20 protein-coding genes are annotated in these 24,904 nt (G+C 60.1%); 18 read left to right on the forward strand and 2 right to left on the reverse strand.

Annotated features, from left to right (window positions below; translation table 11 throughout):
- The first annotated feature begins 217 nt into the window (after positions 1-217).
- The 7 genes from NG895_RS08240 to tsaD all read left to right on the forward strand — a co-directional run bounded on the left by NG895_RS08240 (position 218) and on the right by tsaD (position 8,583).
- Positions 218-1,363, forward strand: a complete 1,146-nt coding sequence (locus NG895_RS08240) for a fatty acid desaturase family protein (RefSeq protein ID WP_252851997.1) — start codon at positions 218-220, stop codon at positions 1,361-1,363.
- Positions 1,364-1,417: 54 nt separating this feature from the next.
- Positions 1,418-2,473: a ketopantoate reductase family protein gene (locus NG895_RS08245; RefSeq protein WP_252851998.1), complete on the forward strand. Its 1,056-nt coding sequence runs from the start codon at positions 1,418-1,420 to the stop codon at positions 2,471-2,473.
- A 54-nt stretch (positions 2,474-2,527) separates the two neighbouring features.
- Positions 2,528-4,210 (forward strand): GH3 auxin-responsive promoter family protein, encoded by a 1,683-nt coding sequence (locus NG895_RS08250; RefSeq protein WP_252851999.1) that lies wholly within the window; start codon positions 2,528-2,530, stop codon positions 4,208-4,210.
- 62 nt (positions 4,211-4,272) lie between these two features.
- Positions 4,273-5,298 (forward strand): NAD-dependent epimerase/dehydratase family protein, encoded by a 1,026-nt coding sequence (locus NG895_RS08255; protein ID WP_252852000.1) that lies wholly within the window; start codon positions 4,273-4,275, stop codon positions 5,296-5,298.
- A gap of 21 nt (positions 5,299-5,319) precedes the next feature.
- A complete protein-coding gene (locus NG895_RS08260; protein WP_252852001.1) occupies positions 5,320-6,507 on the forward strand; it encodes a dipeptide epimerase in 1,188 nt (395 codons plus the stop codon).
- 95 nt (positions 6,508-6,602) lie between these two features.
- A complete protein-coding gene (locus tag NG895_RS08265) occupies positions 6,603-7,457 on the forward strand; it encodes an alpha/beta fold hydrolase (protein WP_252852002.1) in 855 nt (284 codons plus the stop codon).
- A gap of 103 nt (positions 7,458-7,560) precedes the next feature.
- A complete protein-coding gene (tsaD, locus tag NG895_RS08270) occupies positions 7,561-8,583 on the forward strand; it encodes a tRNA (adenosine(37)-N6)-threonylcarbamoyltransferase complex transferase subunit TsaD (RefSeq protein ID WP_252852003.1) in 1,023 nt (340 codons plus the stop codon).
- Between the two features lie 86 nt (positions 8,584-8,669).
- Here the strand turns inward: tsaD and NG895_RS08275 are convergent, their stop codons facing one another.
- The gene (locus tag NG895_RS08275) at positions 8,670-9,191 is read right to left on the reverse strand and encodes a hypothetical protein (protein WP_252852004.1); all 522 of its coding nucleotides are present in this window, start codon (positions 9,189-9,191) and stop codon (positions 8,670-8,672) included.
- 716 nt (positions 9,192-9,907) lie between these two features.
- Between NG895_RS08275 and NG895_RS08280 the strand changes: the two genes are divergently transcribed.
- From NG895_RS08280 to NG895_RS08335, 11 genes are all read left to right on the forward strand, one after another.
- Positions 9,908-11,311, forward strand: coding sequence for an alkaline phosphatase PhoX (locus NG895_RS08280; protein ID WP_252852005.1), 1,404 nt, complete (start codon positions 9,908-9,910; stop codon positions 11,309-11,311).
- Positions 11,312-11,423: 112 nt separating this feature from the next.
- On the forward strand, positions 11,424-12,344 hold the full coding sequence (locus NG895_RS08285) for a hydroxypyruvate isomerase family protein (RefSeq protein ID WP_252852006.1): 921 nt from the start codon (positions 11,424-11,426) through the stop codon (positions 12,342-12,344).
- A gap of 82 nt (positions 12,345-12,426) precedes the next feature.
- The gene (locus tag NG895_RS08290; RefSeq protein ID WP_252852007.1) at positions 12,427-12,885 is read left to right on the forward strand and encodes a hypothetical protein; all 459 of its coding nucleotides are present in this window, start codon (positions 12,427-12,429) and stop codon (positions 12,883-12,885) included.
- A 413-nt stretch (positions 12,886-13,298) separates the two neighbouring features.
- Positions 13,299-13,604, forward strand: coding sequence for an STAS domain-containing protein (locus NG895_RS08295; RefSeq protein WP_252852008.1), 306 nt, complete (start codon positions 13,299-13,301; stop codon positions 13,602-13,604).
- A gap of 58 nt (positions 13,605-13,662) precedes the next feature.
- Positions 13,663-14,028: a response regulator gene (locus NG895_RS08300; protein ID WP_252852009.1), complete on the forward strand. Its 366-nt coding sequence runs from the start codon at positions 13,663-13,665 to the stop codon at positions 14,026-14,028.
- 12 nt (positions 14,029-14,040) lie between these two features.
- Entirely contained in the window at positions 14,041-17,121 is a 3,081-nt protein-coding gene (locus NG895_RS08305; protein WP_252852010.1) for an Hpt domain-containing protein, read from the forward strand.
- Positions 17,122-17,126: 5 nt separating this feature from the next.
- A complete protein-coding gene (locus NG895_RS08310) occupies positions 17,127-17,627 on the forward strand; it encodes a chemotaxis protein CheW (protein ID WP_252852011.1) in 501 nt (166 codons plus the stop codon).
- 74 nt (positions 17,628-17,701) lie between these two features.
- Complete coding sequence (locus tag NG895_RS30480) at positions 17,702-19,324, forward strand: methyl-accepting chemotaxis protein (RefSeq protein WP_279676031.1); 1,623 nt, start codon at positions 17,702-17,704, stop codon at positions 19,322-19,324.
- 90 nt (positions 19,325-19,414) lie between these two features.
- The gene (locus NG895_RS08325; protein ID WP_252852012.1) at positions 19,415-20,980 is read left to right on the forward strand and encodes a CheR family methyltransferase; all 1,566 of its coding nucleotides are present in this window, start codon (positions 19,415-19,417) and stop codon (positions 20,978-20,980) included.
- Between the two features lie 42 nt (positions 20,981-21,022).
- Complete coding sequence (locus NG895_RS08330) at positions 21,023-22,111, forward strand: protein-glutamate methylesterase/protein-glutamine glutaminase (RefSeq protein WP_252852013.1); 1,089 nt, start codon at positions 21,023-21,025, stop codon at positions 22,109-22,111.
- A gap of 139 nt (positions 22,112-22,250) precedes the next feature.
- Positions 22,251-24,371, forward strand: coding sequence for a methyl-accepting chemotaxis protein (locus NG895_RS08335; protein WP_252852014.1), 2,121 nt, complete (start codon positions 22,251-22,253; stop codon positions 24,369-24,371).
- A 106-nt stretch (positions 24,372-24,477) separates the two neighbouring features.
- Here NG895_RS08335 and NG895_RS08340 read toward each other — a convergent pair whose 3' ends face one another.
- Positions 24,478-24,708: a hypothetical protein gene (locus NG895_RS08340; protein WP_252852015.1), complete on the reverse strand. Its 231-nt coding sequence runs from the start codon at positions 24,706-24,708 to the stop codon at positions 24,478-24,480.
- Positions 24,709-24,904: the final 196 nt, after the last annotated feature.

Raw genomic sequence — 24,904 nt, forward strand, 5'->3', positions numbered from 1 at the left:
TCGAAGTCGCAGGAATACTTGGAATCGGCCAAAAACCTACCGATATTGAGGTCTGACGGCCTTTGGGGGCCGTAGATTCCGCTAATACTGTAATTAGAGTGTGACGGGTACACATTCGTCCCGGGAGAGAAAACCGCCCAATCGAGGCGATTGACTTGCCCAGGGAATCCACTTTATTTATTTTATCGTGTTCCTTTCCTGGTCCCACGAGCCCCCCATGTCCTCTCCAGCATCCACTCCCGACCTGACGCGCCGCGAGATGTACGCGGAGATTCGCAAGCTCTGCGCACCCGACAACTATACTAATTGGTTTGTGCTGCTAAGGGAGTACGCCGTGTACGCTGCGATCGTCGCGGCGTGCGTCTGGAGCACCCATCGCCTGTCGGCGGCTGGCTGGTCGTGGGGCTGGCAGGTGCCCATCTATGCGGTCACCATCTTCCTGATCGGTTTCTGGTCGCAGACCCGCCTGGCCACGCTGGTACACGAGTCGAGCCACTACCTGCTGTTCAAGAACCGTCTGTTGAACGACGTGATGGCCAACATATTCGTGGTGTTTCCCTTCTTCGGCAAGGTGGGCAACTACCGCATCGGGCACTGGGGACATCATCGTAATGTGAACGACCTGGAACACGATCCCGATTTGCTCCGCTTGCTCAAGCACCACCCGCGCGAATTTCCACTCACGAAGTGGCGGTTCCTGTGGGAATACGTACTGCTGCAGTTCTCCCCCCACAAGGCGTACAGCTATTTGAAGGGCCGGGCCGAGTACGTCACCTTCATGAAGGACGAGGACAATATCGTCGACCGTAGCCCGCTGTCACCGCGAGCGCTCAATATCATGCGCATCGCCTACTACGGCACACTGCTCGCCGTGCTGGCTTACTTCAATTTGTGGATCCCGTACTTCGTTTTTTGGCTGGTGCCACTGATCACGGTCTACCCTGCATCGCTCTTCCTCCGCGAGATCGCCCATCACGGCAACTTCCCCGACAATGGCGACTACACCAACAGTCGGGTGTACGAAGGACTGTGGCTCGAAAAGGCAATCTTCTTCCCGTTCGGCGAGTGGAATCACGTGCTGCATCACATGTTTCCGACCATCCCCTGGCACAAGATGCGGCAAGCCCACAACGTAATGATGCGATACCCGCCGTACCGCGACAACGTGGTGATTTGCGACGGTTTCATGTTCAAGGGGCACATGGGCAAGGAATATCCCACCGTGCTGGATGTGCTGTCAAAACCCTCGCACACCTATCTTCGCGGCACCGACCGCGAAACCTCCGAGATTCGCCGCTCCACGGCCGACGAAATCGGCACCACCGAGAAGCACATGGACAAAATGCTGGCGGGCGAATCGTGATTCGGCCGATGCGTGGGATGTCCCTTAGATATCCGTGCTGAGGTCTGAACCGTCATGAAAGTCAGCTTTCTGGGAGCCGGCGCCATCGGCTCGATGTTCGCCGCTTTGTTGCGCAAACACGCGCCCGAGCTCGACGTGCTGGTGGTCGTCCGCGGCGCTCATGGCCAGGCCATTTCCGAGCGGGGCGAGATCGAGATCGTCGGCCCCTGGGGTGAAGAGCGGGTGCCCATCGCCTGGTCGTTCGACCCACAGGACGTGGCCGGCTCCGACATCGTCTTCGTCACGGTCAAGTCGCAGGCCACCCAGGCTGCTCTCCAGCAGGCGCAAACGGCGCTCGGCGACGCCCTGGTGGTGTCGATCCAGAACGGCATCAACGACGCTCAGTACGGCGGCTTTGTCCCGCTCGAGCGACTGGTGATGGGGATGACTACCACCAACATGGCCGTGCTCGAACCAGGCCGCGTGAGCATGCAACTCGACGGCTGCACGCTGTTCGGACCGGCGACTGGCTCCAGCGGCACCACCGGCGCCCAGCAGGTGGTTGAGCTCTTGCGCCGCATCCAGGTATCGGGGCTGGACTTCGCCGTGGAGCGCAACGTGCTCGGCGTTCGTTACAACAAGCTTACCATCAACGCGCTAGGCTACGCATCTTGCCTATCTGCATCCAACTTCATCACCGAGGCGCTCGCCTATCGGCCATGGCGGTTGGGCGTCGGACGACCAATTGTAGAGGAATGTAGGAAGGTTTTTTCGGCAGGGGGGATCGAGATCACGAAGATTCCCGGCAGATCGGATCTTTCGCGGATTGTCAACTTGATGCATGCACTCAATATGCCGATACTAGGCAAAATGGTACAGATGGCCATTAAAGGAAAATTCGAACGGTCGCCGATCGTATTCTCCCTGTACCAAGACCTCAAAAAGGGGAAACCCACCGAAGTTGACCACATCAATGGTCAGATAGTTCGTTTGGCGGAGTCGGTAGGCACAACGGCACCCGTGAATGCGGAAATCGTGGCGATGACCCACGAGTTGGAGGAGAAGTCAGGCGACACGTTTTTTTCCCGACAGGACGTCATTGATCGTATCACGAAGTTGACAGCCATTTAGAAACCGCAACGATGGCGACAGCGTCCGCCACTATTCCTTATGAACCTGCTGGCAATGCAAGCCCCCATTCGCGAGGCCATCCTGCGCTACAAGTGCAGTCAGGTGAATCGATTCGTCGCTGGTGCACAACAGGGCCGCGCGACTCAGCTCGAACTGTTGCTGGAGAAGGTCGGCCGGGCTGCTAGCAGCGACTTCGGCAAGCGGTACGGATTCTCGTCGGTGCACGACGTCGCCAGCTTTCGTCGGCAGCTCCCCATCACGGGCTACGAAGACTATCGCTCGTTCATCGAACAAGTCATGCAGGGCAACATCGAGGCGATGTTCGCCCCCAAGACCCGCGTCTTAATGTTCGCCATGACCTCCGGTACCACCAGCGAGCCGAAGCGGCTTCCCGTAACAGATCGATTCTATAACGAGTACCGAAAAAGCTGGCAGCTCTGGGGCACGGGCGTCTATCGCGACCACCAGGACCTGCTGAAGCGTCAGTCGCTGCAGCTCTCCAGCGACTGGCAGCTCGAATCGACCCCCAGCGGCGCCCCAGTGGGCAATATCAGCGGTCTGGCCGCCACCAGTCGCCCCTTCTACATGAAGCGGATCTTCGCCCTGCCCTCCTGCGTCATCAAGATCCGCGACTTCGCTGCCAAGCACTACACCTCGCTTCGGCTTGGTATGGCCAGCGACAATGTCGGCATGCTGATTACGGCCAACCCCAGCACGCTGGTCGAACTCGCCCGCCGTGCGGACAACGAAGCCGAAGCACTCATCCGCGATGTCCACGACGGTGGCATCAGCGACGATTACGATGTGCCGTCGGAGATCATTTATGCACTCCGCAACAGGCTTCGACCCAACCCCAAGCGGGCGAGGCAACTGCAAACGATGCTCGACGATCGCGGCGCATTGTATCCGCGCGATTACTGGCCGCATCTGTCGGTCATTGCCACCTGGACCGGTGGTTCGGTGGGAGTGTACCTGCCCCAGCTGGAAGAGTTCTACGGCAACGTCACCATCCGCGACCATGGCATCTCGGCCAGCGAGGGGCGGATGTCGATCCCCCTGGCAGACGGCACGCCCGATGGTCTGCTCGACTACGCCCGGCACTATTTCGAATTCATCCCGGCCGAAGAGCATGGCAGCCACGACCCCACGGTGCTCGAAGCACACGAACTGCAGGAAGGACGCGACTACTTCATCTTGCTTACGACCTCGGGCGGACTTTATCGTTACGACATTCACGACGTCGTCCGCTGCACCGGATTCGTCGGCGAGATGCCGATGCTGCGATTCCTGAACAAGGGCCGGCACTTCTCCAGCATCACCGGCGAGAAGCTCAGCGAGCACCAGGTGGTAGTGGCCGTTACCAAGAGCTTCGAGGAGCTGAATCTGCCTCCCTGCACGTTCACGCTGGCCCCCACCATGGGCGCCAAACCCCGTTACGAATTGCTGCTGGAGTCTCCCGCCCATTTGCAGAAGGCCGTCAACCTGGCCCAACGGGTACAGCACAATCTGGCCGCGGTCAACGAAGAGTATTCGGACAAGTGTCGCAGCGGTCGGATCGAGGCCATCGTCATCCGCGAGATCCCCGCCGGCACCTGGGCGACGTTGCGTGCCCTGCGCAGTCGCGCGCGGGGAAACTTTGAAGAGTTCAAGCAGCCGCTACTGGTGGGCGATGTCGATTTCATCAACAAGCTGCCCTTGCCCGCCCAGACCATTACGTCCGCCCGCGCCGCCTCGTAATGGCGCAGCGCCGCGGCGATCGCCCTGGTGGCCATCGCCGTAGCGGAGAAGGAGCCTGTATCGTGTCTGAAAAAACGATTCTCGTCACCGGCGCCACCGGACTGGTCGGCAATTGCGTGGTTCGCAAGCTACACGACGCCGGCTATCGCGTACAAGCGATGGTCCGCCACGGCTCGAAGCGCGATGCACTCGAGAGCCTGGGCGTCGAACTGGTCGAAGGCGACCTGGCCGATGTCGAGACGTTGCCCGCAGTCGTGCAGAACGCCGAAGTCGTGGTGCACGCCGCGGCCCACATCGGCGATTGGGGGCCCGCCGAAAAGTACCGAGCCATCAATGTCGCTGCGCTGGAGCACTTGCTGAACGCCGCGATGCACACGGACAAGTTCGAGCGGTGGATTCAGATTAGCTCGCTCGGCGTCTATCCGGCGCAGCATCACTACGGCACCGACGAGACCACTCCCCCCAGCCTCAGCGGCCTCGATGGCTACACCCGGACCAAGGCCGAAGCCGAGGTGCTCATTCGCCAACATATCGAGGAGGATGGCCTGCGGGCCGTCATCCTGCGGCCAGGCTTCATCTATGGGCCTGGCGAGCGGCATTCGATACCGCGGGTGATGGAGAAGCTGGAAGACGGCACCATGAAGTTCATCGGTCCTGGCGATAAGCTGCTGAACAACACCTACGTCGGCAATCTGGCCGACGCCGTGCTGCTGGCCATCCAGAGCGAGGCCGCCATCGGCGAGACGTTCAACATCCGCGACGAGCGTCTGGTGACCCGCGAGGAGTACATCAACACCATCGCCGACTATCTGGACAAACCGCATCCGAAGCACGTGCCCGAATGGCTGGCGCGGCTGCTGGTGGGGCCGATCGAGCGATTCGCCAAGCGTCGCGGGGCCACCGAGGCTCCGCTGTTGACCCAGGCCCGGATCAAGTTCATGACACTCAATCTGGACTATTCCATCGCCAAGGCGAAGCGGGTGCTCGGCTACGAGCCGCAGGTCGACTTCCGCGAAGGCATTCTCGAAGCCCTCGACGACCTGACCGGCAAGCGAAGATCCGCCGACGAAGTCTCGGCCGCCAACTGACTTCATAGCTTGGCGTCCCTCATGCAAGTTCGCAAACTGTCGGCCTACATCCTACGAGTCGCGCTACGCAAGCCGTTTCGCCACGCTTCGGCCGAGCGGCACCATAGCGATAACATCGTGGTGCGATCGGAATTGACCGACGGAACCTTCGGCTGGGGCGAAGGCGTGCCTCGCGACTACGTGACTGGCGAGACGGCCGCAGGCGCGCTCGAGCAATTCGCCGCCACGCCGCTCGCCGAGCAAATAACCGGCGACGCGTCCAACTGGCACGATGTACTGGCGATGTGCGACCGGTTTCAGCCGGCCACCATGGTCGACGATCCCCGCGGCTGCTACGGCAACTCGCTGCGTTCGGCCGTGGAACTCAGCCTGCTGGATGCTTACGGAAAAGTGTTTGGTGAGCCAGTGAGCCGAGCCATCGAGACTTCTCTCACTGATCTGCCGAACGCCGAATCGCTGCTATCCAAGCGCGATCAGGTGCAATACAGCACCACCATCGATGCCGAGCATGGCCGCAAACTGTGGCGATCGGCCTTGAAAATGCGCGTGTATGGCTTCGCACAGTGCAAAGTGAAAGTCGGTGCAGACGCCGAATCGGACTCGCAGCGGATGCGCGTGATCCGTCGCTGGATTGGCCCGCGGGTCGACCTGCGGGTCGACGCCAACGAGGCCTGGCGGCCGGAAAACCTGGTGGCTCGTGCTGAAGGGCTCAAGCCGTTTGGGGTCACCTGCATCGAGCAGCCGATGCAGCATGAAGAGCTGGCCGCGCAGGCGGAATTACGCAGCCAGGTTGATACGCCCATCATGCTCGACGAGTCGCTTACCAGCCTGCACGATGCTCAGCAGGCGATCCACCTGGGGGCGTGCGACTTGTTCAACATCCGCATCTCCAAATGCGGTGGCGTACTCAACTCGATGCGGCTGGCGGCTCTTGCCCACGAGCATGGTCTCGGCTACCAACTAGGCTGCCATCCGGGCGAGACCGGCATCCTGTCGGCCGCCGGTCGCCATCTGGCCACCACGCTGGGTGGCATTCGCTACCTGGAAGGATCTTACGACCACCACGTGCTGGCCGAAGTGCCAACAACGCCGGACCACACGTTTGGCTACGGCGGCCGCGCCCCACGGCTCACCCTGCCGGGGCTGGGAGTGGAGCTCGCCGAATCATCAGTTGTCGCCCGACCTAAGCGCGACCACGTAGTCTCCTAACTCTCCTCACAATTCCACGCGAGTATGCGTCGATTTGGCGGATCCAACCAGATCCTGTTCGCCGAGACGCAGTTTGCGAGCTAGACTTTTCCGCAATGTCCACCAAGCCCGCCAGCATCGAAACCTACCGCGCGCCGGATGGCCAGTCGCTGACGCTGCGTCATTTCCCACCGGCGGTGGAACCCATTGGTTCAGTGGTGCTGCTACACGGCATCATCAGCCACTCCGGTTGGTATGGAGCGAGTGCCGAGTTCTTGGCCCAGCGGGGGTTCGACGTCTACGCCCTCGATCGCCGCGGTTCGGGGCTAAACATGGACCAGCGGGGCGACGTCGATAGTTGGCGGACCTGGGTCGCCGACATCGTGGCCATGTGCGAGCAACGACGGCAACACGGCCCCGTCGTGCTGTTGGGAATCAGTTGGGGTGGCAAGCTTGCCCCCGTGATCGCCCGTGAGCGCCCCGATCTGCTGGCCGGCATCGGTCTGATCTGCCCGGGAGTCTACGCCTTGCAACAACCGGGCTTGGCCAAGCGTTCGGCCTTGTCGGCCAGTGGCAAACTGGGGATCCACCAGCGACGAGTGACCATTCCGCTGGAAGATCCGGCCTTGTTCACCAACTCGCCCAAGTGGCAGGCTTTCGTCCGCGACGACCCGCTCACGCTACGCGAGATCACCATGCGGTTTGCCCGTGAAGACCACAAGATGACACGCTTCAGCCGCCAGTCGCCACAATTTATCCATACACCGACGCTGCTGGTGCTTGCCGGACGCGATCGGATCGTGAGGAACCAGCGAACGCGACGGTATCTGACCGAGTTCGCCTCGCAGGACAAAACCTTGCTGGAGTACCAGACGGCCGCCCATACGCTGGAGTTCGAACCCGATCCCTCGATGTTCTACGACGACCTGGCCGCCTGGGTCGCCCGCGTCATGCACCGGCAGAAGGTGTGAGAGCAAGTGGCGGGCTGGTATCATGGCCAGTTGTTACCGCCGCGCCACAAGTGAGTCGGTACGTCCCCCCTCTGACTTCCGACCCCTTACTTGCCCACCACACGTGCACCTACTGACCATCGAAACAACGTGCGACGAAACCGCCGCGGCGGTGATCACCGACGAGCTCAAAGTGCTCTCGTCGGTCGTGGCGTCGCAGGAAAATTTGCATCAACAGTTCGGCGGCGTGGTACCCGAGATCGCCTCACGGGCACACGTCGAAAAGATCCTGCCAGTGATCGATCAGACGCTGCGCAAGGCGGAGCTCACGCTCGGCGACCTCGATGCAGTGGCCGTGGCCAACACGCCGGGGCTGGCAGGTTCGCTGCTGGTGGGCCTGACGGCCGCTAAGAGCCTGTGCCTGGCCCTCGACATCCCACTGTTGGCAGTGAATCACCTGCAGGCACATGTATACGCCTGCCGGCTGGCGAGTGGTCGCGACGTGTTTCCTTGCATCGGATTAATCGTCAGCGGCGGACATTCGAACCTCTACCGCTGTAACGGCGCCACCGATTTCACACTGCTGGGCGGCACTATCGACGATGCCGCGGGTGAGGCATTCGACAAGGTGGCCAGCCTGCTGGGTCTGCCCTACCCTGGCGGCCCATCGATCGGCAAAGCCGCGGCGGCGGGCGATCCGGCGCGGTACCGCTTTCCACGCCCGCTGAAGGACGATCGCACGCGGCTCGACTTCAGCTTCAGTGGCCTCAAGACGGCCGTGCGATACCAGGTGCATGGCACCGGTAAGCTTTCGGACGCCGCGCAACTCGACGAGCAGACCATCGCCGACGTGGCTGCCGGATTTCAAGAAGCGGTGGTCGACTGCCTGGTGGCCAAGGCAGAATTGGCGCTGCAGCAGACCGGCTACAAGACGCTCTGCGTCGGCGGTGGCGTTGCGGCCAACGGCCGGTTGCGCGAACGACTTCAGCAGTCGTCCAGCGAAGGTGCTTACGAACTGCACATTCCGCCGATGAGCCTCTGCACCGATAACGCCGTGATGGGTGCGATTGCTATCGAGCGGCTCAAGGCTGGCAAGTTCGAGGACCTGAGCTTGGATGTGTTTCCTGGACTGGAACGTCCCTCCTAGAGTTTCTCGGACCTTCAACACGAAAGCGGCCCGGACATTGCTGCCCGGACCGCTTATCGCTGGGTCATTCACTCACGCCTAATGGCTTAGTAGCCGCGTTGGCACTTCGCGCAGTAGGGGCGAGCCTGCGGGGTGTAGGGCTGGTAGCTCTGCGTGCTCACAGGGCTGGTCGTCACAGCAGGCTTGGCAACCACGCGACGAACAGGCTTCTCGCCGGTGCGGTTCTTGGTGACCATCTTAGTCCATTTGTCGGTGTTGATCTCGCCCGAAGCCGAGTCGAGGATCACCTTGCCCGACTTGTCGATGCAAGCGACGTAGGGGAAAGCCTTGGCGCCGAATGCCTCGGCAACCTTCGCACCGTACTTGGTCGAAGCGTCAACACGGCACAGATCGTAGTCGGCCAGGGCGCCCTTGGCGTCGTTGCTGATTACCTCGTCGTCCAGGCTTTTCTCAGCAACGCCTGGTTGATCGATCACCATCAGCATTGGACGGTCGTCGGACCGGGTCTGCTTCAGTGCGGTAGCGTAATCACTTTGCCACTGAGCAGCCGATGCGTTGACAGCCGAGAGACCGATGATGGCGGTGAAGATGGTGAAGTAGTGCAGCATGAAATACTCCTGTTGCTGTTCCTTACCGTCCAACGAGACGCAGAGCACAGAGGCGGGATCTACGAGACCCCAGAGTGCGATGCGAGTCGCGAGTTGGTAACAAAGATAGGTATGAACCTAAGACATGATTCCTCACCAGCCAGTGATGCTCATTGCGAGCAAGCGGGCACTAGGGCGAGGACGTTTCCGGCAGGTGGGAATTCCAGCGGGCGGGGGACATGGGGCGGGTTTGAATCGCAGTTGCCGGTGAAACAAAACCGCCAACCGCACCTCATAGATGCAAGGTTATGCCCGCTGGTTTACCCCGGTTCAAGGGGTAAGCTGGGGTAGGTTTGCCGAACATGCAAATTTAAGGGCCTCGACCGAGCCCCAACAGGCGCCGATTCGAGAAACGCCCAGCGGCAGGAAGTCCCTACCACCAAACGATTTGCCACTTCGGTCCCAGCACCAATGCCGGTCGTCGCCGGTGCGGCGAAAAAAAGTTGCCTCTGCGGCGATCCGTCTGCACCTCCCCGCCACACTAGGAGAAATACGGCAGATGGGGCAAATCGTGTCAACCGCAATTTCACGGCCGAAAATGCCCGGCTCCGTGCTTCGGTTAAGAATGCATGAAGGCCATTGATTGCTTTGCAAAGGCGGGTAGCTTGTAGGGTCAATCTTCCTGAGTGGCAGAGGCCTCCTGCTCTGCCACCACCGTTTCCATTCGGATACCGCAGATGCCATCCAATCGCCGCGCGTTCTTAAAGTCGTCCGCCGTGTTTGCCTTGGGCATGAGTGGCCTCAAGCACTATGTCGCCGCAGGTGAGCCCACGCTCGAAAGCCAGTACAGCCGCTTTGGCCAGATCGTCCCCGATCCGCACAACATCCTCAGCCTGCCAGCGGGCTTTGACTACCGAATTATCTCACACACTGGCGACCAGATGGACGACGGGCTACTGGTGCCGGACAAGCCAGATGGTATGGCCGCCTTCGCCGGCCCCAACGGCCTGACACTGTTGGTCCGCAACCACGAAATCGAACCCCGTCAGCAAGGTCCCTTTGGTTGGGGCAGTGAGCTCATCGACAAGATCGATCGCGAACTGCTATACGACCTTGGCGAAGAAGGCAAACCGTGCAACGCGGGCACCACGACCGTGGTGTACGACACGCGCAACCAGCGTGTCGTGCGACAGTACTTGAGCCTCTGCGGCACGATTCGCAACTGCGCAGGTGGACCGACTTCGCGGGGCACTTGGATTACGTGCGAAGAAGCGTGCGACGTGGTCGGCAAAAACAAGATCGACGATGGCCCCGAGATCACCTGTCAGCAGAATCATGGCTACAACTTCGAAGTGCCCGCCTCGGCCGACATTCGGCTAGCCCCCGCAATTCCACTCAAACAGATGGGACGCTTTCGTCACGAGGCCGTGGCCGAGGATCCTCACACCGGCATCGTCTACCAAACAGAGGACCTGGAAGACGGGCTGATCTATCGGTACCTGCCCAAGCGGCCGGGCGATCTGGCGGCGGGTGGCAAGCTGCAGGCGCTCGCGCTAATACACCTGTCGAGCGCCGACACGCGCAACTGGAACGGCGATTCCACCTTCACGCCCGGGCTGCGTCACGCCGTACGTTGGATCGACCTGGACGACGTCGAGTCGCCCAATGACGATTTGCGATACCAGGGGTTTGATGCCGGTGCGGCCCGCTTCGCCCGCGGCGAGGGCATGTGGTACGCGGACGGCGAAGTTTACTTTGCCTGCACCAACGGCGGCGCCGCCGAGTTGGGACAGATTTGGAAGTACACGCCCAGTCCGTCGGAGGGAATGCCCGGAGAAGTGGCCGATCGCGGCATGCTGGAGCTGTTCGTCGAGCCCAACGACTCCAACCTGGTGGCCAACGCCGACAATTTGACCTCCTCTCCCTGGGGCGATCTGATTGTCTGCGAGGACCGCGACGGCCAGGAGGTACGACTGGTGGGCGTGACGCCCGACGGGCATTGCTACACGTTCGCTCACAACCACGTTCATACGGAATTCTCGGGGGCAACCTTTTCTCCCGATGGAACCACCCTGTTCGTCAATCTGCAGCACAAGGGCATGACGCTGGCCATTACCGGGCCTTGGCCCCGCAGCGTTTAGGCCCGGCCGACCTCCACCTGCCGCGGGGGCTTGCCAAGGCGCGCACGGCTCGTCCGCTTCGAGTAGAATGAGTGCTGGTCATTTGATCCTGCATTCATGAAGGAAACGGGCGATGAAACGACGCGACTTTATCACCACCTCGGCCGCCATGGGCGCCGGAGTGCTTGCTCACGGCGCGGTTCAAGGTCAGGAGCAAAGCAGCGAGGCAAACTCCAGCGACAAGTTCAAGCTTCACTACGCGCCCCACTTTGGCATGTTCAGCCATCTGGCGGGTAACGATCCCATCGATCAGCTGAAGTTTGCTGCCGACCAGGGATTCACAGCCTGGGAAGACAACGGCATGAAGGGCAAGCCAGTTGAGTTACAGGAAAAGATCGCCAAGACGATGGATCAACTTGGCATGAAGATGGGCGTGTTCGTCGCCCACGGCAACTTCTCCAACAAGGCCTTTGTCACCCAGGACAAAGATGCCCGCGCGAAAGTGGTGCAGGAGATCAAAGACAGCGTGGAGGTTGCCAAACGAGTAAACGCCAAGTGGATGACGGTGGTGCCCGATGGCTACGTCACGAACAAGGAGTGGGGCTACCAAACGGCTAACTGCGTCGACTTACTGCGCGAATGCGCCGAAGTGCTGGAACCGCACGGTCTGGTGATGGTGCTGGAACCACTCAACTGGTGGACGAATCACCCGGGACTATTTCTGCATAAGATTCCGCAGGCGTACGAGATCTGCCGCGCGGTGAACAGCCCCAGCTGCAAGATCCTGTTCGATATCTACCACCAGCAGATCCAGGAAGGCAATCTCATTCCCAATATCGATATGGCCTGGAGCGAAATCGGATACTTCCAATGTGGCGACAACCCCGGCCGCAACGAACCCGGCACCGGCGAAATCAACTACCGGAACGTGTTTAAACACATTCATTCCAAGGGCTTTGAAGGCATCATGGGCATGGAACATGGCAAGAGCCTGCGCGGAATCGAAGGCGACCGAGAATTGATCGCCGCCTACCGGCGAGCGGACGATTTTTAGCGTTGCCGGCTGCGTCGCTTTGGCCGCCAATGGCTGTGCCGTCGGTGGAACCCCGTCACCCCCGCAAAAGGCCTTCAAAGCGATGAACACTCCCTACCATATTGGTCTGGCGTTCGGTCTGTTTGGTGCAGCGATGTTGGGAGGGGCACTCGGTTCTAAGAACGTGGCGGCCGCGCCGACCGCTCACGAGTACGAGCTCACGATGGAAGTCGCCCGCACCGCGATGCGGGGGTGGGAGTTGTTCGTCACGCATGTGCCCGCCGACCTGCAGCGGCACGGCCGATACACGGACACCGACCCGGCCATGCAGGGACGGAATTTCTGGTCCAATGGCATCTGGCCCAAGCTGGACCGCGACGGCAACGGCCATCACGAGACCCTGTTCGTGGTCCGCGATGGACGCCTGGTTTACTTTGGTAGCCTGGGATCCAAGGGCACCTTCGTCGATGTCGCGCGGGAGTTCTCCGCCTACAAGGATCGAAGCGTCCGCGAGTTCCACCAGGCAATGATGAAGCTGGCCCAGTTTCAAGCCGCCGAGTAGCGCCCCGTGGAGTTTTCCACTTCGGAGAGCCGAAAGTTTCACCTAGACGACGCCCGTGGCGCCCCGTGCCGTTGGGGAATTCTTCGCCATTTGTCGCACCTCCATCCGTAAATTCGTTAGCGATTGCCCGCCTCAGGGGACAGCTACGACTTCTCTTGCCACGCGTGGATCTGCGTAAAACCACGGCAATTTCAATATGCAACTTTGCGCCTAGAAATTGACCTGCGGATAGACGCCGCACCACGTGCGAAAACGCACATCAGTGCACATATCGCATGCCCACGAGAACTGCGCGCCGACCAACAAGCACGCGTACTGCATGACCTAGTGTCTATTTAGCAAACCTGCGGATGGACCTTTACATGAGTCGAAAGCCGCCGCGGAAACACGCTTTCAGTACGAGGTACTCCGGCATGGCATCGACATTCCTTGTGAAACGCAACCGCACTCGGCCCAGTCGCATCGCTCTGAAGGGCGATATCGGCATCGCCTCGGCCAGTGAGCTGCACGCGGCGCTCATGGAGTTGGCGGATGCGGACGTGTCGGTGAATGTCGACTGCAAAGACGCCACGCACCTGGACGGAGCAATCTGTCAATTGCTAATGGTGGCCCAACGCAGTTGGCCTGGTGGCACCGACCGCTTCAACCTGGTCAACACCTCCGCAGCGCTCGAGACGCATTTGATGCGTACCGGCGCAACGGAATCAACCATGGCCTGAGCCACGTTACGGATACCGTTCTTCTACATTCCAAGAACTCAGATTTCGCGACTCGATCATGCCCAAGACTGCCCTAGTTGTTGATGACTCGCGCTCGCTGCGTGGACTGGTCTGCGACACCCTTCAAGAAGCCGGCTACAAGGTCCTGCAATCGGCCAATGGTCAAGAGGCGCTGGAGACCGTGGCCAACCATCCAGTCGACTTCGTCATCACCGACGTCAACATGCCGGTGCTCGATGGTATCTCGCTGGTCAAACAACTGCGTACCCAACCGGCACTGCAATACGTTCCCATCCTGATTCTCACCACCGAGGCGACAGCCGCGATGAAGAACCGAGGCCGGCTGGCCGGGGCGACGGGATGGATGGTGAAACCTTTCAGCCCTTCACAACTGATCAACGTCGTATCTCGGATCGTCGCCTAAGGAGTATGCGCCGTGACCACAAACGTGAAAAACTATCGAGAAATCTTCTTCGAAGAAACCTTCGAGCATCTGGCGGAGGTGGAAGCCGGACTGCTCGGTCTCGAACACGACCCCGACGACTCGAGTCTGCTCGACCAGGTCTTCCGGGGAGTTCACTCCATCAAGGGGGGGGCTGCTACGTTTGGTATCGACTCGGTGGCCGACTTCTCCCATTCGCTGGAGAACCACCTCGATAAGCTTCGCACTGGCGAACGACGAAACGACACCGACTCGTCCGAGGCGTTGCTTCGTTCGGTCGACTGCTTGCGGGCACTAGTAGATGCGGCGCTGCAGGAGTCGGAGCCGGACGGCGAAACCTCCAAGAACATCGCCGAAATCACTCATACCCTTGCACAGTGCCATGGCACCGCGGCAGCCACGGACGCTGGCCCCCAACCGGCGCCGGCCAATACAAATCAGGCCGACACGCATACCACCACGACCTGGCGAATCGAGTTTGCGCCCGGACCGGACGCCTTCCAGAACGGGCTCGACCCAACGCTCATCTGGCGCGAGCTTGACGGTTTGGGCGAACTGAGCGTGCAACTGGACGACTCGCATCTTCCCAACCTGGCGGAGCTCGACCCCACCAGGTGTCACCTGGCCTGGCAGGCCACTTTGGTAACCGACCAATCTAAAGACGAAATCGAACAGGCGTTCTTTTTTCACGCCGACGATGCCGAGCTGGTGATCGAACCCGTCACCGCATCGCCTGCAAGAACCACGGCGCCAACCGAGGACTCCACCGCAGATTCGGCGCCTGCCAAACGGCAGACATTCGGCGACTGGTTGGTGCAACGTAGAGTTGTGTCTGCGTCGCAAATGCTCAAGGCGCTTGACCTGCAGTACAAGAACCGCATTCCCGTGGGCCAGCTTGCCCTGAGGGAAGGGGCAATGAACGTCGACCAGGTGTTCGAAACGCTCGAATGGGGATCGGTTAACGGCGAAAGGTTCGGCGAGACAGCCATTTCACGAGGCTTTCTCACCGCCGACGGACTCGCAAAACTGTTGGACTTGCAGGTTCACGAACTACCGTCGATCTGCGAAGAGCTAATCGCCGTGGGCGCAACCACGGCCGAGTTTTTGGAGCAAGAGCAGCACGCGTTTCGCGACGCGGGTGGAGTGATCCCGCCCGGCGAGGAGTTCACCACTCCCCCGCCCTGCAACGAGCCCATCGCTCACGCGGCGTCCCAGGCACCCGCTGACAAGCAGGCCAAGCCGGCTGTGAATCTGGAGATGCTCAAACAGAACAGCGAACTGATTGGCGACTTTCTCAGCGATTGCCGCGAGCATCTGGAAGAAGCCGAGCAGCAAGCGCTTCAGATGGAGGCCGACTCCACCTCCGAAGAACAGTTGCACGCCCTGTACCGCGCGTTCCACACCATCAAGGGGGTCGCGAGTTTTGTTGGCCTCACGCAGATCACCGAACTTGCCCACGCGGCGGAAGACGTGCTGAACATGGCCCGCGAAGGACAACTTTGTCTGACCGGCGAAGCCTTCGAACTGGTCCTCGCCAGCCTCGATAGCCTGCGGCGACTGGCCGACGGGGTGCCCGACCTGCTGGAGTGTGACGAATCGCCTCCGGCCGATGCCAATGCCCTGCAACTGATGTACAACCTGAAGGCCGTGGCCACAGGGCAACAACCGGCTGCCGCCAGCACGCCAGTGCCTGCTGCCCCAGCACCAGTCTGCGAGTCTACCGCGGCGCAGATGGAACCCACCAGAGCGTCAGAGCCCGTCGAGCCTGGCGTGCCGGCTCCCGTCGCCAGCGGATCCGATCCCGCCGACGCGTCGCCCGCCAGCAAGGCGAAGGCCCACAGTCACGACATGAAGGAAACGGTGCGCGTGGATCGCAGCCGGCTGGATCAACTGGTGGATATGATCGGCGAGTTGGTGATTGGCGAAGCGATGGTCCGCCAGGAGGTTGCCGAGCTGCAAGATGAAACCGAACTGGAATCGGTCGCCCAGTTGGGTCGCACCGTGCGGGAACTTCAGGAGATGAGCCTGTCGCTCCGCATGGTGCCCATCGCGGCGACCTTCCAGAAGATGCACCGCATCGTAAGAGACGTATCGCGGAAGCTCGGCAAACAGGTGAACTTCCAGGTTGAAGGAGAAGAGACCGAGCTGGACAAGACCATGGTCGACCAGCTCGGCGACCCGCTGATGCACATGGTGCGCAACGCGGTCGACCACGGCGTCGAAATGCCCAACGACCGAACCGCAGCTGGCAAACCGGCTGAAGGCAACGTCACGCTGCGTGCTTTCCTGCGGAACGGCAATTTCTACATCGAACTTGTCGACGACGGTCGCGGCCTGGATCGAGATCGAATATTGCAGAAGGCCGTGGAGCGGGGCGTCGTGCAACAGGCCGACTGCGAACAGATACCGGACGCCGAGGTGTGGATGCTGGTATTCGCCCCCGGCTTCTCGACCGCCGCCGTGGTAACCGACGTCTCGGGACGAGGGGTAGGAATGGACGTAGTGAAACGCGCCATCGAAGCCCTGAACGGCTCCATCGAGGTCGAAAGCGCTGCCGGACAAGGCAGTGTCTTCCGCGTCCGCCTGCCACTGACCATGGCCATCGTCGACGGACTGTCGGTGAGCCTGGGCAGCGAGACCTTTATCCTGCCGCTGGTCTCCGTGGTCGAGTCGGTGCGGCCACAGGTCCACGAGGTGAAGACGGTTGTCGGACGTGGTGAAGTGGTGCAGGTCCGCGAGGAGACCATCCCGCTGGTTCGCCTGCACCGCGTGTTCAACCGACCGGCCCGCGAACTCGACCCGACCCGCGCACTGGTGGTGATCGTCGAGTCCGACGGACGCCGCCTGGCAGTGCTGGTCGACGAACTGCAGGGACAGGTTCAAGCCGTGATGAAGAGCCTGGAAACCAACTACAACAAGGTGCCCGGCATCGCCGGCGCAACGATTCTGGGAAATGGCGAGGTGGCTTTCATCCTCGACGTACAAGGCATCGCAAAACTGCATGCCAATACTAGTTACGGTCGGGTGCCGGTTGGCAACTCGACTATTGAGATTGCTCGAGAAGAAAGTGAGTAAGCGACATGGCCGATAGTATGACGCTAAGCAACGCCCCTGATGCGGGTTTCGCGGCTGACGGCGAACAGTTCTTGACGTTTACCGTTCAAGAGGAGGAGTACGGCATCGACATCCTGCGGGTGCAGGAGATCAAAGGCTTCACTGCCGTGCGGCCCATTCCCAACGCCCCCGCATACGTCAAAGGAGTGATTAACCTGCGTGGAACCGTCGTGCCGATCGTCGATCTGCGCAGCCGCTTCGCCATGGACATCGAGGAATACACGCAGTTCACCGTAATTATTGTAGTCAGCGTCGGCGACAAGGTCGTCGGCTTGATTGTCGATGCCGTATCGGACGTCTTGAACATTCCCAAGGGAGAGGTCGTCGAAGCTCCGGAAATGGGAGGCGATGTCGACACGACGTTCTGCGCCGGCATGGCAAAAGTTGGCGAGAAGCTGGTCCTTCTGCTGAACATCGACAAGCTGGTAAACAACGAAGCCATGCAAAAACTCGAGGGTGCTGCCTAACAGTACGCTCTTCAAATTTCCCCACCCGCCAGCATGCCAGACGGGAACTCCAACATACATAAAGGTGCAAATCCATGGCGACAAAAAGCCATACCAAGTCTTGGTTCCGAAATACTAGTGCACGCGTCAAGCTGCTCGGCTCGTTTTTGATCGTTAGCGGTCTACTAAGTGCCGCCTGCATCGTGGCCGTCGTCAAGATGGGGGCCATCAACACCATGTTGAACGGTCTCTACGAGCGAGAACTTGTCGGTCTCTCCGCCTGCCAGCAGGCCACAATCAATCTGACCAAGGCGCAGTGCGCCGTTCGCAACGTTCTGCTCACGGACGATCCGAACCGGATGCGCGAACAAGACGAAGAATGCGAAAAGTTTCTTAGTGAGTTTGCGGACAATCTGCAAGTCGTAAAGGACACCACCAAGGACCCCCAGATCATCAAGCTGACCGCCGACGCCGACACAGCCTTTGCTGGCTACAAGCAGGCCGCTCGCGAAGTGAACGAGGCCTGCCTGCAGGCGGACAAGGAGAAGGCACAAGAAGTGGTTGTTCAGGCCCGCGATGTAGTCGCTACGGTCAACAAGGTGATGAACGACCTCTGCGAACGTAAGAAACAACTCGCGGCAAAATCGTACGAAGCCAGCAACGCGGCTTACTCGTTCGCCTTCCATCTGACGATTAGCTGCGTCGTCATTGGCTTCCTGGTCAGCATCGTTCTGGGATGGTGGATCTCTCGTTGGTTCACGAAGGCCTTGCTCGAAGTGGACCGCATCGCCCACACCCTGTCAGCCGCTTCCGAACAGTTGGCCTCGGCCAGCGAGGAACTGTCCAGCGGCGCCCAAGAACAGGCGAGCAGCCTGGAAGAGACGGCGGCCAGCCTGGAGGAGATTACTGGTACCGTTCAGCAGAACGCCGACAACGCGCAGCAGGCCAACCAGCTTTCGGCTGGCGCACGTGATGTTGCCGAGAAAGGTGGCGAAGTCACCCAGCGTGCCGTGTCGGGCATGAGTGAGATCAACTCCGCGTCGAACAAGATCGCGGACATTATCACCACCATCGACGAAATCGCGTTCCAGACCAACTTATTGGCCCTGAACGCCGCGGTGGAAGCCGCTCGCGCCGGGGAGCAGGGCCGGGGTTTCGCGGTCGTGGCCGGCGAAGTTCGCAACCTGGCCCAGCGGAGTGCTGGCGCCGCCAAGGAGATCAAGTCACTGATTCAGGACTCGGTGAACAAGGTCGAGGCTGGTTCGAGCCTGGTCAACCAGTCGGGTCAAACGTTGGACGAAATTGTCTCCAGCGTAAAACGCGTCACCGATATCGTCGGCGAGATCGCCGCGGCGTCGCGCGAACAAGCCACCGGTATCGAGCAAGTGAACCAGGCCATCACGCAGATGGATCAGGTTACGCAGAGCAATGCCTCGCAAACCGAAGAGCTATCGAGCACCGCCGAATCGCTCTCCGCTCAGGCCCGTTACCTGCAGGAAGTGGTGGCCCAGTTTAATCTGACCAAGAACCAGGCAGACGGATCTACGGCCCAAAGTCGCGGGCCCGCCAAGGCGCCGGCTGCATCAATGCCCAAACGTAGACCGGGACGAAACACATCGGTGCCGGTGGAACACTTCGGCTTCGACAGCCCCGCCGAACGCGAACTCCAGCCAGTCGGTGGCGGAGATGAAAACCTCGGCGATTTTGAAGAATTTTAACGGTCTGTAGTATTTACCTCCCCCAGCGAACGGCGGAATGCGGTTCGTTGGGGGAGTTTTTGAAATCCAAGGTTCTGAGCAGCGACGCACATGCAAACCGTGGGCAGTGACACCATTGATCTCTACAACATCGGCGACACCGAGTTCGGCACGTTGCGTGAAATGCTTTACCGCGAGACCGGGGTATCGCTGAGCGATTCGAAGCGCGCTTTGGTCTGCTCGAGGTTGGCCCGGCGTCTGCGTCACCTGCACTTGTCGTCCTATGCCGACTATATCGAGCATCTCTCCCAGCGAGACAGAGGCAGCGAACTACAGATGCTGGTTAACTGCCTCACCACGAACAAGACCGAGTTTCTCCGCGAGCCGCATCACTTCGACTTCCTGCGAGACGTGGTGATATCGGAAGCACGAAAACGAGCCGAGACCGGCGCACCGCGCCGTCTCCGCATCTGGAGTGCCGCCTGCTCGGAAGGCGACGAACCCTACACGATCGCCATGACACTGCTGGACAACCTGCCAAAGAACGAATCGTGGGACGTACGGATTCTCGCCAGCGACATCAACACCGAAGTGCTCAGCATCGCCCAGGCGGGTGAGTACCCGATGGAGAAGTTTGCGCCGCTGCCGGACGACTGGAAGAAGAAGTACGTACGCCGTGGCACAGGCAACCGCACGGGACTGGGAGCGGTCAGCCCGGAAGTCAAACAGCTTGTCACGTTTCGCCAAATCAATCTCATGGGACAGTGGTCTCACAAAGCGACGTTCGACGTGATCTTCTGTCGCAATGTCATCATCTACTTCGATCAGCCCACCCAGGAGCGATTGCTACAACGGCTAAGCGAACGCCTGAACAAGCACAGCTACCTGATGCTGGGTCATTCCGAGAGTTCCCCCTGGCTCACGCAATCGTTCGAGTCTCTGGGCAAGACCATCTTCCAGCGGCGAGGAACTGCGGGGGCAAGCCGACCGGCTGTGGCTCGCCCGACGCCTAAGCCCCAGGTGGTGGCTTCGGCGAAGCCCCCTCAACAGAAGCGGGCATCAGTGCAACAACCGCGCAGTTCACTGGTCCGCCCCGCAACCAATCTGCAAAGCCACAACATTCTGGCGGGCCAGACTTACGTGCTCAGGAAACCTGGCGAGATCACCACGGTGCTGGGCTCGTGCGTAGCGGTGTGCCTGTACGACCCGGAGTGCGGCATCGGAGGCATGAACCACTTCATGCTGCCATCGCAATCGGTCGACGCTGGCACCTCGGCGCGCTACGGCATCCATGCCATGGAATTGTTGATCACCAACATCATGAAGAGCGGCGGAGAACGCAGCCGCCTGGTTGCCAAAGCGTTCGGCGGCGCCAACTTGCTGCAGTTGAATTTCGGTGCCGAGCTAAGTGGCATCGGCAAACAGAACGTCGCCTTCGTACGCGACTTCCTGAAGACCGAAGAGATCCCACTGGTCTCCGAGAAGTTGGGCGGCGTACAGCCGTTGCGAATCTTCTTTCAACCCCATAACGGCCGGGTGATCGTGAAGACGCTGCGCAGTACGAAAGAAATTGCCAAGCGTGAAAACAGCTACCAACAGACTTCCGCCAAGAAAGCACGCAACACGGGGGAAGTCACGTTCTTCAACGAGCCCAGCGCAGCCGACATGCGGCGGTAAAGCCCCGAACACGTGCCATTCCATTCCACTGTTAGGTTAGAAATGCCCATCAAAGTCCTTATCGTCGACGACTCGGCGCTGATACGCCAGATCCTTTCCGACATCCTCGGCAGCGATCCCGATATCGAGGTCGTGGGTGTGGCTAGCGATCCACTCGTCGCCCGAGATAAGGTCAAGGCGTTGCACCCCGATGTGCTGACGCTGGATGTAGAAATGCCGAGAATGGATGGTTTGACATTCCTGGAAAAGCTGATGCGGGCGCGCCCGACTCCCGTGCTGATGGTCTCGTCGCTGACCGAGCGAAACTGTGACACCACGCTCAAGGCACTGGAACTAGGCGCCGTCGACTTCGTCACCAAACCGAAGTTGGACGTGCACGATGGCACTTTCGACCTGGCGGAGGAGATTCGCACCAAGGTAAAGGCCTGTGCTCAAGCGCGCTTCCAAGACAAGCGGAATCGACCTAACGTCACGCGGCCTCGACCTGCCAGCAGTGGGCCCGGTGGCGCCAGTGCACTGATCAAGAGTACCAATCAGGTGATTTGCATCGGCGCGTCGACCGGGGGAACCGAGGCCTTGCATGACGTGCTTACGTCGCTACCGGCCGATTCCCCCGGCACGCTGATCGTCCAGCACATGCCCCCCGGCTTTACGCGGGCATTCGCCAAACGCCTGGACAATGCCTGCCAGATTTCGGTGAAAGAAGCGGAAGACGGCGACCGAGTGCTACCCGGTCATGCTTTGTTGGCACCTGGTGGATTGCACATGGGAGTGTACCGCAGTGGCGCCAACTACGCAGTGAAGGTTGGTCATGGCGAACCTGTGAATCGCCACCGCCCTTCGGTGGATGTGCTGTTCCGCTCGGCCGCCAAGCACCTTGGCAGCAATGCCATCGGAGTCATCCTGACCGGCATGGGCAATGACGGTGCGGCGGGAATGCTGCAAATGCATCAGGCCGGCGCCCGAACCATGGCCCAGGACGAATCGACCTGCGTGGTGTTCGGCATGCCCAAGGAAGCGATCACGGCCGGTGGAGTCGACGAAGTGGTGCCACTCGACTGCGTGGCCGAACGCATGCTGGCCCTGGCTGCCGGTCAATTGCCAAGAACCGCTACTTCCCCTGCAACTTAGTAGCCTTGCATGGCGACCAGGTCCGTTGGATCGGTCGCAAACAGCACCAACCACGAATCATCAAGCACACGTGCTACGGCGGTGCCGAAACCACACTAAACATAAAAACTTCAACTCCCCCTCGAAAGGAGAGCACACCATGAGTTTCGGAAAGAAGATGTTAATTCTGGCAACGGCCGGTACGGTCGTTACCACCCTGGTGATGATTGCCGTCATCTGGACTCAACAATTCGCAGTCCAGGAGATCGTCCTGAAAGATACCGACGAGAAAGCGCGTTCGTCCTGCCAGAAAATGGCCGATCAACTAATGGAGTCATTGAAACTGGTGCATCGAAGCGAAATGGAACATGTCAATTCGGTGCTGTCCTTTACGGCCGAGACGTTCGACGAGCGCGAACTGACCCTCGCGGAGGAGAAGGTCACCTGGAACGCCATCAACCAATTCGACAAGTCTGAGCATCCAGTCGAACTTCCCAAGGTGCTGCTGGACGGCGAGTGGTTGGGACAGAACCAGACTTTCGACCAACCATCGAATTTCGTCGACGATGTGAGCGAAGTCGTCGACGGTGCTTGCACCATCTTCCAGCGCGTGAATGAAGCGGGAGATATGCTGCGTATCAGCACCAGCGTGAAGAAGACCAATGGAGAGCGTGCCGTGGGGACGTACATCCCGGCGGTCCACCCCGACGGTTCGCGCGACCCAGTGGTCAGCGCCCTGCTGAACGGTGACAGGTTCACAGGCCGAGCCTACGTCGTAAATGGGTGGTGGAGTACCGGCTATGCCCCCATCCGGGACCAGGACGACCGCGTCGTCGGAGCCATATTCTATGGCCGTCCCCAGTCATCCCTAACTGCCATCCGCGAACATGTCGAGTCGCTGGAACTGGGCAAGTCGGGCTACGTGTATGTCCTTCAAGGAAGCGGTACCGAGAAAGGCACCTATCTGATTTCCAAAGGAGGCACAAGTGACGGCAAGAACATCTACGACTCCCAGGATGCCAGTGGGAAGTACTTTATTCGCGAAGCGATCGATGTGGCCAAAGACCCCGCCAATGAAAAGTCGAGCATTGTCGAGTACTTCTGGCAAAACGAAGGAGAGCCAGAACCACGGTTGAAAATCGCCGCCGTCGATTTTTTCGAACCTTGGGACTGGATGGTTGGCGTTTCCGTCTACCAAGATGAATTCCGGCAAGCAGCTACGGCAATCGAAGCCGGCATGAACAAGATGACCATGATGGTGATCATCACCGGTATTGGCGTCACTCTGCTGGCCGGCGTCGCGTCGTTCATTGCAGTGCGACACCTGCTCAAGCCGCTCCGCGACGTGGACCAGGTGGCCTTGAACGTTGCCGAGGCATCCAATCAACTGGCCTCCGCCAGCGAACAACTCTCCAATGGCGCTCAAGAGTCGGCCTCGAGTCTCGAGGAAACGGCTGCCAGCCTGGAAGAGATTACCGCCACGGTTCGTCAGAACGCCGACAACGCCGACCAGGCCAACCAGTTGGCCCGGGGCTCACGGCAAAGCGCCGAGAACGGCGGCGCGGTGGTGTCCGATGCAGTCCGAGCGATGGACGAAATCGACAAGTCGTCGCGCAAGATCGCCGAAATCATCACCACTATCGACGAAATTGCCTTCCAAACCAATCTGCTGGCCCTCAACGCTGCGGTGGAAGCCGCCCGCGCCGGCGAGCAGGGGCGCGGTTTCGCCGTGGTTGCTGGAGAGGTGCGAAGCCTGGCCCAACGTTCGGCCACGGCGGCTCGCGAGATCAAGACGTTGATCGAGGACTCCGTTGGCAAGGTGAAGGCCGGCTCCGATCTGGTGAACAAGTCGGGCGACACGTTGCAAGAAATCGTTACCAGCGTCAAGCGAGTGACGGACATCGTTGCCGAAATTGCGGCGGCCTCCCAGGAGCAGACCACTGGTATCGAGCAGATCAACCGGGCGGTGACGCAACTGGATCACGTTACCCAAAGCAACGCTTCGCAAACCGAGGAGATGAGTGGTACGGCGACCGCCCTGTCGCGACTGAGCGGCCGCTTGCAGGAAGCCATCGCTCAGTTCAACCTGGGCAAACACGACTCTTCGGAACCGCATCAACTGCTGGAGTCGCCCGCACCGCGGGCCAAGAGCAGCAAGAAGCCTAGTAAGCCTGCCCCCGCCCCCCAGATGGAGGCTGCGACCTGGAAGGACGAGGCGCCCAAGGACGACTGGGACATGGTAGGTGCAGGAGCTGGCAGCGGTGAATTCGAAGAGTTCTGATTCACCGAGGTACGAAAGCTACTGCTGAAATGACAAACGGCCGTCGACGCCTGGAGGGTGTCGACGGCCGTTTGCTTGTTTTACGACAGCAGCTAGTCCGCCCGTTCTAGATGCCAAACATCTGTGTGTAGCTCGCGGCGTTGTTTACGCGGCCGCGATAGTATTGGTACTCGTAACCAGGCAGAGCGTAGTTATGGGCGTTCGAATACCGGGGTGGGCAATAGCGATAGGTAGGTTGGCTGGAGCGGTACGAGCGAGGTGTCCAGGCCGAAGCCGACTCCATCGACCCGAAGTGGATTGCCAGCCCCATAACGGCGATCAACATGAAACGCAGCATGACGAATCTCCTGGAGGCGAGAACAGATGACGAAAAGAAGCAAGGAGGGAGCGGGCCCGCGCCGACGCGTAGCGCGCCTGACTCCAGACTAATTGGAGCCCACTACGGTCGCAACAAAATGCCGTGCGCAGCATGCGCCAGCCCGCCGGAATACCAGGGTTTATTAAGGCATGGGTCGGGTCACACCGGTTTTGCC

The sequence above is a fragment of the Aeoliella straminimaris genome, assembly GCF_024054565.1.
GTDB lineage: Bacteria > Planctomycetota > Planctomycetia > Pirellulales > Lacipirellulaceae > Aeoliella > Aeoliella straminimaris.